Raw genomic sequence first — 13,208 nt, forward strand, 5'->3', positions numbered from 1 at the left:
GAGAGCAAGGGGGAGCAGATGGCAATTGCAGAGTATCAGGCGCTGACGCCGCAAACCCTGCCGCAGCGGCTGGGCGGCGTTGCGGTGCTGCGCGATCGGCTGGGCGACGCGGCGGGCTGGCAGGTGCGCGAGGTTGGCGATGGCAACCTGAACCTGGTGTTCATCGTGCAAAGCCCGCTGGGTGGTGTGGTGGTGAAGCAGGCGCTGCCCTATGTGCGGCTGGTGGGCGAAAGCTGGCCCTTGCCGCTGCGCCGCAGCTTTTTCGAATACAATGCGCTGATAAGGCATCAGGCCCGCGATCCGGGGTCGGTGCCCGAGGTTTACCATTTCGACGAAGCGCAGGCGCTGGTGGTGATGGAATATCTGGGCCAGCACGTCATCCTGCGCCAGTCGCTGATGGCCGGGCGCAGGCATGAGGGGCTGGGGCAGATGCTGGGCCGGTTCTGCGCCCGCACGCTGTTCCGCGGCTCGGATCTGTCGATGAAAGCCGCCGCGCGCAAGCAGGATCTGGCGCTGTTCGCCGCCAATATCGAGCTGTGCGACATCACGGAATCGCTGGTGTTCACCGACCCCTATTTCGACGCAGCCCTGAACCGCTACACCCCGCAACTTGCCCCCGTGGTGGCAAGGCTGCGCGCCGATGTCGATCTGAAAATCGCGGCGCAGCATCTGAAAATGGCGTTTGCCAACAATGCCGAAACCCTGCTGCATGGCGACCTGCACACCGGCTCGGTGATGGTATCCGATAGCGAGGCCCGGGTGATCGACCCCGAGTTTGCCACCTACGGCCCGATCGGCTTTGATGTCGGCATGCTGATTTCCAACTTCCTGATGGCCTATCTGGCGCAGCCCGGTCACGGCGAAGCGCCGGGTGCCCGCGCGGGCTATCAGGACTGGATTCTGGCCGAGGTTGAAACCCTGTGGCAGACCTTCGAGGCCGAATTCACCCACCTTTGGCGCACAGAACGCAGCGGCATGCTGTATCCCGCCACGTTGTTTGAAGATCAGGGCCACGGTTATGGCGCCGAACAGGCCCGGCTGGAACGGCTGGCGGCAATCTGGCGCGATGCACTGGGCTTCTGCGGCATCGAGATGCACCGCCGGATTCTCGGCCTTGCCCATATTGCAGAGTTCGACCGGATCGGCGATGACGCCACCCGCGCCCGGGCCGAAGCGCAGGCCCTGATGCTGGGGCGCACTCTGGCACTGGCGCGCGGCCAGATCACCGGCATCGGGCAGGTGACTGCGCTGACCCGCGCCACAGGCAACGAGGATTTCCTATGAAGATCGACGGCAAACCCTACCGCTCCATCTGGCACGACGCCGCGGGCACGGTGCAGATCATCGACCAGCGCTGGCTGCCGCATGAATTGCGCATCGTGCCGCTGCAAAGCCGGGCCGAGTTTGCCGTGGCGATCCGCGACATGTGGGTGCGGGGGGCGCCGCTGATCGGGGCGGCGGCGGCCTGGGGCATGGCGGTGCAGATGGAGCATGATGCTTCAGATGCCTCGCTTGCGGAAACCTGGCAGGTGCTGCACGAAACCCGCCCCACCGCCATCAACCTGCGCTGGGCGCTGAACGAGATGCGCAGCCTGCTGACGCCGCTGCCGCCCAGCCAGCGCGCCGCAGCCGCCCGCCGCCGCGCCATCGAGATCTGCGACGAGGATGTCGAGATCAACCGCCGCATCGGCGAAAACGGTCTGGCGATCATCCGTCAGATTGCCGCCCGCAAGAACGGCCGCGTCAACATCCTGACCCATTGCAACGCCGGTTGGCTGGCCACCGTCGATTGGGGCACCGCCACCTCGCCGATCTATCACGCGCTGGCCGCGGGCATCGACGTGCATGTCTTCGTCGATGAAACCCGGCCCCGCAATCAGGGCGCGCAACTGACGGCCTGGGAGATGAACCACCACGGCGTCAGCCATGATCTGATCGTCGATAACGCCGGTGGCCACCTGATGCAGCATGGCGAGGTCGATATGGTGATCGTCGGCACCGACCGCACCACCTCGCAGGGCGACGTTTGCAACAAGATCGGCACCTATCTGAAGGCGCTGGCCGCCCATGCCAATGGCGTGCCGTTCTATGTGGCCTTGCCATCGCCCACTATCGACTGGACGGTTAAGGATGGCGTCAAGGAAATCCCGATCGAGGAACGCACCGGCGCCGAGGTGACCCATGTGCAGGGCCGCGACGCGCAGGGCAAAGTCGGCCTCGTGCAAATCTCGCCCGACGGCACCCCGGCCCGCAACCCGGCCTTCGACGTGACGCCCGCGCATCTGGTGACCGGCCTGATTACCGAACGCGGGGTTTGTTCGGCCAACACCACCGCCATGGCCGCGATGTTCCCCGATCTGCAAGGCTGAAAAGATAGGCTTCACCTTTGCCCAAATATCCCCGCCGGAGGCTCTGACGGCAAAGTCAGGAGCCTCCGGCGGGGATATTTGAGAACAGATGAAAGGTCAGGCTCGGTTAAAATGCCATTCGGTGTCTTGCCGCCAGAATTGCCCCGGCGCCAGTTCGATGGGCGGAAAGCCCGGATGGTTCGGCGCGTCGGGCCAGCCCTGCGCCTCGATTGCCAGCCCCTCATGCGGGCCGGTGCCGGGGCGACGGGCGTCGCGGCCATCGTAAACCTGAACCCCCGGCGCCGTGGTGGCCAGAGTCATCTGCACGCCGGATCGTCCGCGCAGCCACAGCACGTCGCGCAGCGGTTGGGGCGCATCGGCCAGGCAGAAGCAATGGTCGAGCGGCGGTTGGTTTGGGGTAATCTGCCGCAGGGTGCTGAAATCCAGCGGACTTTCCTTAGTGGCAAGGATTTCTCCGGTCGGCAGGAAATCGGCATGGGTTGGCAGATAGCGGGCGGCATCGACCCGCAGGCTGTGGCCCACCCAGGTTGGCGTGCCGTCCAGATTCCAATAGCTGTGGTTGGCGAAGTTGATCAGGGTCAGCGCGTCGGTTTCCACCTGAACGGTCAGGTGCAGGGTCGCGGGCGGCGTCAGTTCAAACCGCGCGGTGACACGGCGGTTGCCGGGAAAACCGCCCTCACCGTCGGCAAGTTGCAGACCCAGCGTGGCACTTTCCGGCTTTGCCTCCAGCACATCCCAGACCTTCAGGTGTGTGCCCGCCTTGCCGGAATGTAGGGTGATCCGGTCGTCCTGATTGGCATCAAAGCGGTGCAGGATGCCGCCCACCCGCGCCGCAGCCCCGCCAAGACGATTTGCCACCGGCCCGATCAGAGCCCCGTGATAGCGCATAGCCGCTTGGTAATCCGCCAGCCGGTCCGATCCGAGCGTCAGGCTGTAGGGGACGCCCTGCAACCAAAGCCCCTGCAGCACCGCGCCCCAGGTCAGCAAATGCGCCGTCAGATCGCCCGCCCGCAGGGTGATGCGCTGCACCATGCGCCCATCCGCCGTCACGCCGAACGGTGTTGTTGTGCCTGCAAGGTTCAACCCAGCCTCCCGCTTTCGCAGCTTTCGGCATCGCGCAAAGCGGCCGGCTGGTCAAGCGTCGCTGCATCAATGCTGCGCAGCGTTCGTTGCGGAATTTGCCCTCAGTTTTCGATCAGGCAATCCGTCAAGCCACGAGAAATGCTGCGCAGCATTTCGGCATAAAGCCCCGGCCCGGGTTGCAGCGTCATGCCTTCGATATCCTGTGGCGGGCCCAGACGGACCGCGCTGCCTTCCAGCACGATTTCCAGATATTTCGGGTCGCGTCCGGCTTCCGGAAAGGCACAGATCACCCCCGCATCTTTCATCAATGCGCTGATTTCGCTTAACTGTTCTGCACCCGGCGCTGAAGCATCCCCAAGCTCGATGGCACCAGCAACGGTCAGCCCGTATTGGTCGGCAAAATAGCCCAGCGCGTCGTGGAACACCACGAAGGGCTTGCCGCGCACCGGTGCAAGCTGGGCGGCAAGTTCGGCATCCAGTGCCTGCACGGCCATCTGCGCCGCTGCAGCATTGGCGGCATAGACCGCAGCATTCTGCGGGTCTTGCTGCGCCAGTGCCGCAGCAATCGTGGCCAGCCAGGCTTCGGCGTTCGCCGGGCTAAGCCAGGCATGCGGGTCGATGCCGCCCTCGGCAAAGTTGCGCGTCACGCCGCCGCCCTGATGCAACAGCGATACGACGCGGGCGCCTGCACCAAGGCTGGCCAGTGCGCGGTCCAGCGATGGCATCAGTTCCGGCCCGACCCAGAACACCAGATCTGCCTTGGCCAGTGCCTGCGCTTGCGACGGGCGAAGTTGGAAATCATGCGGGTCACCGCCTGCCGCCAACAACGCTTGCGGCGCGCCAAGATCGCCCATCACCTGCGCCACCAGCGAGTCCACTGGCCCGAAATCGGTCACCACGCGCGGCACCTCGGCCAAGGCGGGGCTGGCAAGCAGACTGGCCAGAACGAACGATATGGTATAACGCATCAGATCACCCTTCGCTTTCCCTCAGGCATCGGGTATTGATGTAATACTATAACATGTCAAGAGGCTTGCATGGCAACCGCATCCCCAGCGTTTCACAGCCACGACCACAGCCATTGCAGCGGCGATGTTCTGGCGCGGGCCGAGGCATTGGCCGCCGAAAAGGGTCTGCGCCTGACCCCGGTGCGCCGTCGCACGCTGGAGATTCTGTTGGAATCGCATCGCGCGCTGGGCGCCTATGACGTGCTGGAACGGCTGGCCGCCGAGGGTTTCGGCAATCAGCCGCCCGTCGCCTATCGCGCGCTGGAGTTCCTTGTGGAACAAGGGCTTGCCCACCGCATCCGCCGCCTGAACGCCTTCACCGCCTGCATGCATCCGGGCCTGGCACATGCCCCTGCCTTCCTGATCTGCCGTGCCTGCGATGCCGTGGCCGAGGCCCCTGCCGCCCCGGTGCGCAAGGCCCTGGATGCCGCCGCGGCCAGCCTTGGCTTCAGCATCGAGCGTGCCAATATCGAAGCTCTGGGCCTGTGCCCCACTTGCCGAGGCACCGAATGACCCTGATCGCCGCGGAAAACATCTGCGTGCGGCTGGGCGGCGCCGAGGTGCTGCACGACGTGTCGCTGCGCGTCGGCAAGGCCGAGATCGTGACCATCCTCGGCCCCAACGGTTCGGGCAAATCCACGCTGCTGCGGGCGCTGTTGGGCATCGTGCCGCTGGCGGCGGGGCGGGTGACCCGGCAGGACGCGCTGCGCATCGGCTATGTGCCGCAGCGGCTGCACATCGACCGCAGCATGCCGATGACCGCCGGGCGGTTTTTGTCTTTGCCTGCCCGGCAGACCCCGGCGGATACCGCGGCGGCACTGGCCCGTGTGGGCGTGCCCGAGGTGGCAAATCGGCCGATGACCGGGCTTTCCGGCGGCCAGTTCCAGCGGGTGCTGCTGGCCCGCGCCCTGCTGGCCAAGCCCGACCTGCTGATTCTGGACGAACCCACCCAAGGACTGGATCAACCCGGCGAGGCCGCGTTTTATCGGCTGATCGAGGAGGTGCGGCGCGATACGCAAGTGGGCGTGCTGATGGTCAGCCACGATCTGCATGTGGTGATGAGCGCCTCGGACCGGGTGATCTGTCTGAACGGCCATGTCTGCTGCGAGGGCACGCCGCTGGTGGTTTCCAACGCCCCGGAATACCGCGCCTTGTTCGGTCTGGGCACGCAAGGTGCGCTGGCGCTGTATCAGCATGTGCATGACCACGACCACACCCACGACCATGGCCACGGCCATGACCACGCGCATCCGCACAGCCCGGCGGAGCATCCGCATGCTTGACGATTTCCTGATCCGCGCCGCCTTGGCGGGCATTGGCGTGGCGCTGGCGGCGGGGCCGCTGGGGTCGTTCGTGGTCTGGCGGCGGATGGCCTATTTCGGCGACGCCACGGCACATGCGGCGATTCTGGGCGTGGCTTTGGCGCTGGCGACCGACCTGCCGATCGGGCTTGGCACGCTGCTGGTGGCGTTGGCGATGGCGGCCACGGTTTCGACACTGGCGGCGCGTGGCTGGGCGATGGACACCACGCTGGGGGTGCTGGCCCATTCGGCGCTGGCCTTCGGGCTGGTGGCGGTCAGCTTCATCCCCGAGGTGCGGGTGGACCTGGCCTCGTATCTGTTCGGCGACATTCTGGCGGTATCGCGCGTTGATCTGGGGTTCATCTGGGGCGGGGCGGCGCTGGTTTTGGCGCTGCTGGTCTGGCGGTGGTCGGCACTGCTGACGTCAACGCTCAGCGAGGACCTGGCCTGTGCCTCGGGGCTGAACCCCGACCGCGAGCGGCTGATCCTGACGCTGGCGCTGGCGGTGGTGGTGGCGGTGGCGTTGAAAGTGATCGGCGCCCTGTTGATCGCCGCGATGCTGATCATCCCCGCCGCCGCCGCGCGTGGGCTGGCCCGCAGCCCGGAACAGATGGCGGTTCTGGCGGCGCTCATCGGCATGGCTTCTGCTTTGGGTGGTTTGCGGATGTCGCTGAGTTACGACACCCCGGCCGGCCCTTCGATCGTGGCGGTGGCGGCCTGCGTTTTCTGCGTGGTCGCCATTGTCAGCCGCAGGCGGCACGACTGACCCTAGCCCTTCAGAACGGTGAACGGTGTGGGCAGCGAAAACTCCTGAAGATTTGCGCCGGGGCCGATGCGGTCGATCACGGCGAACAGGCCTGGGGCGTGCAGCGGCGTCAGCACGCCATGCCAGGTGCCGCGGTGCAGGTTGATGCCTTGGGCGCCATTGGTCAGGAAAGCGCGCGGCGTGCCGGGGGCGCCATTGTCGTCGGGCGCCACGATCACCAGAAACGGCTGTGCGGTCATCGGCAGGAAGGCTTGCGAGCCTTCGGGGTGCCGCTCCAGCAGGTCCAGCCGGTAGGGCAGGCTGCGCGGCTCGGCGTGGAAGATCGAGATGCCGGCGCGGCCATCGGTGAGGTCGAGCCGGGCGCGGTCGTGGAAGCGGGCGCAGAGGCCCCGATTGATCATCCGGTCGGGCGGGCCTGCGGCTTGCAGCACATCGCCGAACGGGGCGAAGGCTTCGGGCGTCAGGGGTTCGGTGTGCAGGGTGCGGGGCATCGGGCGTTGGTTCCGGCTGTTATGGCAGAGGCGGGGGCTACCTGCCCCCCAGTCCGGCCCGGCCACGGGCCGGGCGTTCTTCGCGGAAAACCTCCACTGGAGGTTTTCTGATCGCTCATCACCCCCCGGGGATATTTGTGCAGAGAAGAATTGCAGAGAGTTACGGGGTTCCGAAGGCACCGGGGCCGCGCAGGCGGGCGTGGCGGTTGACGTCCTTGTAAAGCAGATAGCGGAACGGGCCGGGGCCCGCGGCATAACAGGCTTGCGGGCAATAGGCGCGCAGCCACATGAAATCACCGGCCTCGACCTCGACCCAGTCGCGGTTGAGTTTATAGACCGCCTTGCCCTCCAGCACATAAAGCCCGTGTTCCATCACATGCGTTTCCTCGAAGGGAATCACGCCGCCGGGCTGGAAGGTGACGATGTTTACATGCATGTCATGCGCAAGATCGGTCGGGTCGGCAAAGCGGGTGGTGGCCCAGCGGCCGCCGGTGTCGGGCATCGGGGTGGGCGGCACTTCGGCGTCCGAGGTCACGAAGGCGGCGGGTCTGGCGATGCCGGGGGCGGGTTCATACAGCTTGCGGATCCAGTGGAAGCGGGCGGGGTGGCGGTGGGCGTTCTTCAACCGCCATTGGCAGCCCGCCGGGATATAGGCATAACCGCCCGGGCCGAGGTCGTATTCCTGCCCATCCAGCGACAGCCAGACCTCGCCGCCGGTGACGAAGATCACCGATTCCACACCGCGGTCGGGTTCGGGCGTATCGGAACCGCCGCCGGGGCCGACCTCCATCACATATTGCGAGAAGGTTTCGGAGAACCCCGACATCGGCCGGGCGATCAGCCAGAGTTTGGTATTGGCCCAGCCGGGCAGCAGGCTGGTGACGATATCGGAAAACACCCCGCGCGGGATGAAGGCATAGGCCTCGGTGAACACGGCGCGGCCGGTCATCAGTTGGGTTTGTGGCGGCAGGCCGCCCGGGGGGGCGTAGTAGTCGGTCATGGCAGCATGTCCTTCAGGCGCAGGGCGGCGATGCGTTCAACCTGGGCGCAGGCGGTGGCGAGTTCGGTTTCGGTGTCGTTGGCAAGACGGGTGTGGAAGGCCGCCAGAATCCCCGCCTTGTCATGGTCGCGCACGGCGATGATGAAGGGGAAGCCGTGCCTGGCGGTATAGGCGGCGTTCAGGCTTTGGAAGGTTGCGCGCTCGGCATCGGTCAGGGCGTCGAGTGCTGCACTGGCCTGTTCGGAGGCGGAATCGGGCGTCAGCCGCCGGGCCTGGGCCAATTTGCCCGCAAGGTCGGGGTGGGCTTGCAGCACGGCCAGCCGTTCGGCGGGGCTGGCGCTGCGGAACACCCGGGCGAGGGCATTGTGCAACCCGATGGCACTGTCATGCGCCGGGCCAAGCTCCAGGTCAAAGGCGCGGTCGGCGATCCAGGGCGAGTGTTCGAAAACGCCGCCAAAGCGGGCGACGAAGCTGGCGCGGTCCATCTGGTGCGGGCGGATGCGGCGCTGGTGCGGGTGCCAGGTGGCCCAATGCCGGGCAATGTCGATCCGGCGGGGGAACCACACGCCGTCGTGGCCGCGGGCATAGTCGAGAAACCGTTGCAGCCCGGCGAACTTGCCGGGGCGACCAATCAGGCGGCAATGCAGGCCGATGGTGAACATTTTCGCGCGGCCCGCGGCGCCTTCGGCATAGAGCACGTCGAAGCTGTCCTTCAGATACTGGAAGAACTGCTCGCCGGTGCTGTAGCCCGGCGCCGTGGCAAAGCGCATGTCGTTGGCCTCCAGCGTGTAGGGGATCACCAGTTGATCGCGGGGGCCGACCTCGCGCCAATAGGGCAGGTCGTCGTCGTAAGTGTCGGAAATCCAGTCGAAAGCCGCGGTTTCGGCGGTCAGCCGCACGGTGTTGGCCGAACAGCGCCCGGTATACCAGCCGCGCGGTGCCGCGCCCACCACCTCGGTGTGCAGGCGGATCGCCTCGGTGATGGCGGCGCGCTCGTCGGCTTCCGCCATGTCGCGGTGTTCCACCCATTTCAGGCCGTGCGACGCAATCTCCCACCCCGCCGCCTGCATCGCCGCCACCTGTTCGGGGTTGCGGGCAAGCGCCGAGGCTACGCCGTAAACCGTGACCGGCAGGCCAAGCCCGGTGAACAGCCGGTGCAGCCGCCAGAACCCGGCACGCGCGCCGTAGTCATAAAGCGATTCCATGTTCCAATGGCGCTGGCCGGGCCAGGGGGCGGCCCCGGCGATATCCGACAGGAACGCTTCGGACGCCGCGTCGCCATGCAGGATGTTGTTCTCGCCACCTTCCTCGTAGTTCAGCACCAGAGAAACGGCGATTTTCGCATCCCCCGGCCATGCAGCATCGGGCGGGGTGGCGCCATGGCCGGTGAAATCGCGCGGGTAACGGTTCAACTCTGCACTCCTTCTTGGCGCGCATCTTCATTCCGCCCGGAAAAAAGCGCCAGAACTTTCGTGACCCTGCGGGCGCAACTTCGCCGTTGCATCGCCCCCCGCTTGGCGGCCAGACTGCGGGCAGGCGGCGAAGGGGGAATGTGATGGCGGGCCAGCTTACAACGCATGTTCTGGATACCGCGCGGGGGGTGCCTGCGGCGGGGGTGACAATCTTGCTTTACCGCGTCACCGGCAACAGCCACAAAAAGATTGCCGAGGCGGTGACCAATGCCGATGGCCGCTGTGACGCACCCCTGCTGGCGGGCAAGGCCTTCACCGCGGGCGGCTATGAGCTGGTGTTCTGCGCCGGTGACTATCTGCGCACCAGCGGTCAGGCATCGGGCGAGCATCTGTTTCTCGATCAGATCCCGGTGCGCTTTGGCGTCACCGACCCGGGCGCGCATCACCATGTGCCACTGCTGCTGTCGGCATTCGGCTATTCCACCTATCGCGGCAGCTAAAATGTCGCCCGCAGCAAAGGACACCGCATGATGGACGCCACGATGCTGTGGGCCTGGGCCGAGGTTGCGGTGCGCTGGACCCATGTGATCACCGCCGTGGCCTGGATCGGCTCCAGCTTCTATTTCATCGCGCTTGATCTGGGGCTGCGGCAGACCCCCAGCCTGCCCCCGCTGGCACATGGCGAGGAATGGCAGGTGCATGGCGGCGGCTTCTATCACATCCAGAAATACCTGGTGGCGCCCGAGATGATGCCCGAGCATCTGACCTGGTTCAAATGGGAAAGCTATTCCACCTGGCTTAGTGGGTTTGCCCTGCTGGTGCTGGTCTATTACCTGGGCGCCGACCTTTACCTGATCGACCCCACGGTGCTGGACCTGAGCCTTTGGCAGGCCATCGGCATCTCGCTGGGATCGCTGGCTTTCGGCTGGCTGGCCTATGACGCGCTGTGCAAAAGCCGGTTCGGTCACAGCACCACCGGGCTGATGCTGCTGTTGTTCGGGGTGCTGCTGGTGATGAGCTGGGGCTACACGCAGGTGTTCTCGGGCCGGGCGGCCTTGCTGCATCTGGGGGCGTTTACGGCCACCATCATGACCGCCAACGTCTTCCTGATCATCATGCCCAACCAGCGCATCGTGGTGGCCGACCTGAAGGCGGGGCGCAAGCCGGACCCGAAGTATGGCAAGATCGCCAAGCAACGCAGCACCCATAACAATTACCTGACCCTGCCGGTGCTGTTCCTGATGCTGTCGAACCACTACCCGCTGGTGTTTGCGACGCAATGGAACTGGCTGATCGCGGCGCTGGTGTTCCTGATGGGGGTCAGCATCCGCCACTGGTTCAACAGCAAACATTCCCGCAGCGGCAAGCCGTGGTGGACATGGGGGGTGACGGCGCTGCTGTTCGTGCTGATCGCCTGGCTCTCAACCGCCCCGATGCGCCTGCCACCGGAGGAGGCCGCCCTGACCGGCGCCGCAAAACGCTACGCCGCCGCTCCGGGGTTCGAGGAGGTCACCGGCATCGTGCTGGGTCGCTGCGCGATGTGCCACGCCGCCGAACCGGGCTTTGCGGGGCTGGCCTGGCCGCCCAAGGGCGTGGTGCTGGAAACCCCGTCGCAGATCGCCCATGCGGCGGAACGGATCTACCTGCAAGCCGGGGTCAGCCACGCCATGCCGCCCGGCAACCTCAGCTTCATCGAGCCGCAGGAGCGGGCGCAGATCGTGCAATGGTTCCGGGAGGCCGGTTAGTCAGGCCTTGGGGGGCAGACAGACCACCGACCGCGTCAGGAACCGCCGCTCGCGGCCATTGTCCAGACTGAACATGCCGCCGCGGCCCTTGACCACGTCGATCACCAGATCGGTGTGCTTCCACACCTCATACTGCGACCCGGAGATATAGAACGGCATGCCGCCAATCGTGCCCAGTTGCACATCGCCGTCACCGATCAGAAAATCGCCCTGCGCATAGCACATCGGCGAAGACCCGTCGCAGCAGCCGCCCGACTGGTGAAACAATACCGGCCCATGCTCTGCCACGATCTCGGCCAGCAAGTCCAAAGCCGCCGGAGTCGCCGTCACCTTTTCCATCGTTTCATCTGTTCCCAAATATCCTCGGGGGGTGTGGGGGGCAGACAGCCCCCCACGTCTTCGCTCAGAAAAAGCCCAGCTTCTTCGGGCTGTAGCTGACCAGCATGTTCTTGGTCTGCTGATAATGCCCCAGCATCATCAGATGGTTCTCGCGCCCGATCCCCGACTGTTTGTAGCCGCCAAAGGCCGCATGCGCCGGATAGGCGTGATAGCAGTTGGTCCAGACCCGCCCGGCCTTGATGGCGCGGCCAAAGCGGTAACAGGTGTTGGCATCGCGGCTCCACACCCCGGCGCCCAGACCATAGAGGGTGTCATTGGCGATGCTCAGCGCCTCTTCGTCGTCCTTGAAGGTGGTCACCGACACCACCGGGCCAAAGATTTCCTCCTGGAACACCCGCATCTTGTTGTGGCCCTTGAACACCGTCGGCTTGACATAGAACCCGTCGGCCAACCCGCCCGGCATCACGTTGCGCTCGCCGCCCGCCAGCACTTGCGCGCCTTCCTGACGGCCGATGTCGAAATAGGACAGGATCTTTTCCAGTTGTTCCGAAGACGCCTGCGCCCCCAGCATGGTGTTCGGGTCCAAGGGGTCGCCCTGCACGATGGCCGCCACCCGCTTCAACGCCCGCTCCATGAAGCGGTCATAGATCGATTCGTGAATCAGCGCGCGCGACGGGCAGGTGCAGACCTCGCCCTGGTTCAGCGCGAACATCACAAAACCTTCGATGGCCTTGTCGAGGAAATCGTCATCCTCGGCGCAGACATCCTTGAAGAAGATGTTGGGGCTCTTGCCGCCCAGTTCCAGCGTCACCGGAATCAGGTTCTGGCTGGCGTATTGCATGATCAGACGGCCCGTCGTGGTCTCGCCGGTAAAGGCCACCTTGGCGACGCGGTTCGAGGTGGCCAGCGGCTTGCCCGCCTCCAGACCAAAGCCGTTGACCACGTTCAGAACCCCTGCGGGCAGCAGATCGGCAATCAACCCGACCAGCAGCAGGATCGAGGCCGGGGTCTGCTCGGCCGGTTTCAGCACGATGCAGTTGCCCGCGGCCAGCGCCGGCGCCAGTTTCCACACCGCCATCAGCAGCGGAAAGTTCCACGGGATGATCTGCGCCACAACGCCCAGTGGCTCGTGGAAGTGATAGGCCACGGTGTCGTTGTCGATCTCCGAAAGCCGACCCTCCTGCGCCCGGATGGCGCCTGCGAAATAGCGGAAATGGTCGATGGCCAGCGGCAGGTCGGCATGCGTGGTCTCGCGGATCGGCTTGCCGTTGTCCCAGGTCTCGGCGGTGGCCAGCAGCGCCAGGTTCTCCTCCATCCGGTCGGCAATCTTGTTCAGGATGATCGCGCGGGTGGCCACCGAGGTGCGGCCCCAGGCGTCTTTGGCGGCGTGGGCAGCGTCAAGGGCTGCCTCGACATCGGCGGCATCCGACCGCGCCACTTCGCAGATCACATGGCCGGTCACCGGCGAGGTGTTGTCGAAATAGCGCCCGGCTTTCGGGGCCACCCAGTTGCCGCCGATGAAGTTGTCATAGCGCTTGGGAAACGGCGAGGCGACGGACGTGAAATAGGCGATCTTGGTCATGGGGTCCTCCTCCAAGGATGATGCCGCAGGCCTGCGGCGTCTGAAGGGAAGTCTGGCGCATTGGCCGGGCCTGTCACCCCGGCCGCGGCAAGCGGTGCCCGCGATGTGTCGCA

At 65.6% G+C, this 13,208-nt stretch carries 14 protein-coding genes; 7 read left to right on the forward strand and 7 right to left on the reverse strand.

The genetic code is table 11. The features are described from left to right. Positions 1-18 precede the first annotated feature (18 nt). Both mtnK and mtnA read left to right on the forward strand, forming a co-directional pair. Positions 19-1,284, forward strand: coding sequence for an S-methyl-5-thioribose kinase (gene mtnK, locus RSW2DRAFT_RS09000; protein WP_008030182.1), 1,266 nt, complete (start codon positions 19-21; stop codon positions 1,282-1,284). Further along, a complete protein-coding gene (mtnA, locus tag RSW2DRAFT_RS09005; RefSeq protein ID WP_008030184.1) occupies positions 1,281-2,369 on the forward strand; it encodes an S-methyl-5-thioribose-1-phosphate isomerase in 1,089 nt (362 codons plus the stop codon). The genes mtnK and mtnA overlap by 4 nt, the downstream gene beginning before the upstream one ends. Positions 2,370-2,465: 96 nt before the next feature. Here mtnA and RSW2DRAFT_RS09010 read toward each other — a convergent pair whose 3' ends face one another. Next, on the reverse strand, positions 2,466-3,401 hold the full coding sequence (locus RSW2DRAFT_RS09010; RefSeq protein WP_008030186.1) for an aldose epimerase family protein: 936 nt from the start codon (positions 3,399-3,401) through the stop codon (positions 2,466-2,468). Positions 3,402-3,553: 152 nt separating this feature from the next. Then, positions 3,554-4,420: a zinc ABC transporter substrate-binding protein gene (locus RSW2DRAFT_RS09015; protein WP_008030188.1), complete on the reverse strand. Its 867-nt coding sequence runs from the start codon at positions 4,418-4,420 to the stop codon at positions 3,554-3,556. Positions 4,421-4,489: 69 nt separating this feature from the next. Here RSW2DRAFT_RS09015 and RSW2DRAFT_RS09020 point away from each other — a divergent pair, with 69 nt between their 5' ends. Genes RSW2DRAFT_RS09020 through RSW2DRAFT_RS09030 form a run of 3 tightly spaced genes read left to right on the forward strand, consistent with a single transcriptional unit; the run spans position 4,490 to position 6,526 of the window. Beyond that, positions 4,490-4,972, forward strand: coding sequence for a Fur family transcriptional regulator (locus RSW2DRAFT_RS09020; RefSeq protein ID WP_008030189.1), 483 nt, complete (start codon positions 4,490-4,492; stop codon positions 4,970-4,972). Beyond that, a complete protein-coding gene (locus RSW2DRAFT_RS09025; RefSeq protein WP_008030191.1) occupies positions 4,969-5,742 on the forward strand; it encodes a metal ABC transporter ATP-binding protein in 774 nt (257 codons plus the stop codon). The genes RSW2DRAFT_RS09020 and RSW2DRAFT_RS09025 overlap by 4 nt, the downstream gene beginning before the upstream one ends. Beyond that, positions 5,735-6,526, forward strand: coding sequence for a metal ABC transporter permease (locus RSW2DRAFT_RS09030; protein WP_008030192.1), 792 nt, complete (start codon positions 5,735-5,737; stop codon positions 6,524-6,526). The genes RSW2DRAFT_RS09025 and RSW2DRAFT_RS09030 overlap by 8 nt, the downstream gene beginning before the upstream one ends. Positions 6,527-6,528: 2 nt before the next feature. Here the strand turns inward: RSW2DRAFT_RS09030 and RSW2DRAFT_RS09035 are convergent, their stop codons facing one another. The 3 genes from RSW2DRAFT_RS09035 to puuE all read right to left on the reverse strand — a co-directional run bounded on the left by RSW2DRAFT_RS09035 (position 6,529) and on the right by puuE (position 9,429). Continuing rightward, positions 6,529-7,017, reverse strand: coding sequence for an ureidoglycolate lyase (locus RSW2DRAFT_RS09035; protein WP_008030193.1), 489 nt, complete (start codon positions 7,015-7,017; stop codon positions 6,529-6,531). Positions 7,018-7,177: 160 nt separating this feature from the next. Next, entirely contained in the window at positions 7,178-8,017 is an 840-nt protein-coding gene (locus RSW2DRAFT_RS09040; protein ID WP_008030195.1) for a bifunctional allantoicase/(S)-ureidoglycine aminohydrolase, read from the reverse strand. After that, complete coding sequence (gene puuE / locus RSW2DRAFT_RS09045; protein ID WP_008030197.1) at positions 8,014-9,429, reverse strand: allantoinase PuuE; 1,416 nt, start codon at positions 9,427-9,429, stop codon at positions 8,014-8,016. The genes RSW2DRAFT_RS09040 and puuE overlap by 4 nt, the downstream gene beginning before the upstream one ends. A 143-nt stretch (positions 9,430-9,572) precedes the next feature. Between puuE and uraH the strand changes: the two genes are divergently transcribed. After that, the gene (uraH, locus tag RSW2DRAFT_RS09050) at positions 9,573-9,929 is read left to right on the forward strand and encodes a hydroxyisourate hydrolase (RefSeq protein ID WP_008030199.1); all 357 of its coding nucleotides are present in this window, start codon (positions 9,573-9,575) and stop codon (positions 9,927-9,929) included. A gap of 27 nt (positions 9,930-9,956) precedes the next feature. Beyond that, on the forward strand, positions 9,957-11,174 hold the full coding sequence (locus tag RSW2DRAFT_RS09055) for a urate hydroxylase PuuD (RefSeq protein WP_008030200.1): 1,218 nt from the start codon (positions 9,957-9,959) through the stop codon (positions 11,172-11,174). Here the strand turns inward: RSW2DRAFT_RS09055 and RSW2DRAFT_RS09060 are convergent, their stop codons facing one another. Then, positions 11,175-11,513 (reverse strand): DUF779 domain-containing protein, encoded by a 339-nt coding sequence (locus RSW2DRAFT_RS09060; RefSeq protein WP_008030202.1) that lies wholly within the window; start codon positions 11,511-11,513, stop codon positions 11,175-11,177. Between the two features lie 64 nt (positions 11,514-11,577). Next, a complete protein-coding gene (gene adh, locus RSW2DRAFT_RS09065) occupies positions 11,578-13,095 on the reverse strand; it encodes an aldehyde dehydrogenase (RefSeq protein ID WP_008030204.1) in 1,518 nt (505 codons plus the stop codon). Between the last annotated feature and the right edge of the window lie 113 nt (positions 13,096-13,208).

Source organism: Rhodobacter ferrooxidans (assembly GCF_000176015.1).
Taxonomy (GTDB): Bacteria; Pseudomonadota; Alphaproteobacteria; order Rhodobacterales; family Rhodobacteraceae; genus Pseudorhodobacter_B; species Pseudorhodobacter_B ferrooxidans.

Coding starts and splice junctions, on each gene's coding strand:
- mtnK (WP_008030182.1), top strand. CDS start 19: ATGGCAATTGCAGAGTATCAGGCGCTGACGCCGCAAACCCTGCCGCAG.
- mtnA (WP_008030184.1), top strand. CDS start 1,281: ATGAAGATCGACGGCAAACCCTACCGCTCCATCTGGCACGACGCCGCG.
- RSW2DRAFT_RS09010 (WP_008030186.1), bottom strand. CDS start 3,401: ATGGTGCAGCGCATCACCCTGCGGGCGGGCGATCTGACGGCGCATTTG.
- RSW2DRAFT_RS09015 (WP_008030188.1), bottom strand. CDS start 4,420: ATGCGTTATACCATATCGTTCGTTCTGGCCAGTCTGCTTGCCAGCCCC.
- RSW2DRAFT_RS09020 (WP_008030189.1), top strand. CDS start 4,490: ATGGCAACCGCATCCCCAGCGTTTCACAGCCACGACCACAGCCATTGC.
- RSW2DRAFT_RS09025 (WP_008030191.1), top strand. CDS start 4,969: ATGACCCTGATCGCCGCGGAAAACATCTGCGTGCGGCTGGGCGGCGCC.
- RSW2DRAFT_RS09030 (WP_008030192.1), top strand. CDS start 5,735: ATGCTTGACGATTTCCTGATCCGCGCCGCCTTGGCGGGCATTGGCGTG.
- RSW2DRAFT_RS09035 (WP_008030193.1), bottom strand. CDS start 7,017: ATGCCCCGCACCCTGCACACCGAACCCCTGACGCCCGAAGCCTTCGCC.
- RSW2DRAFT_RS09040 (WP_008030195.1), bottom strand. CDS start 8,017: ATGACCGACTACTACGCCCCCCCGGGCGGCCTGCCGCCACAAACCCAA.
- uraH (WP_008030199.1), top strand. CDS start 9,573: ATGGCGGGCCAGCTTACAACGCATGTTCTGGATACCGCGCGGGGGGTG.
- RSW2DRAFT_RS09055 (WP_008030200.1), top strand. CDS start 9,957: ATGATGGACGCCACGATGCTGTGGGCCTGGGCCGAGGTTGCGGTGCGC.
- RSW2DRAFT_RS09060 (WP_008030202.1), bottom strand. CDS start 11,513: ATGGAAAAGGTGACGGCGACTCCGGCGGCTTTGGACTTGCTGGCCGAG.
- adh (WP_008030204.1), bottom strand. CDS start 13,095: ATGACCAAGATCGCCTATTTCACGTCCGTCGCCTCGCCGTTTCCCAAG.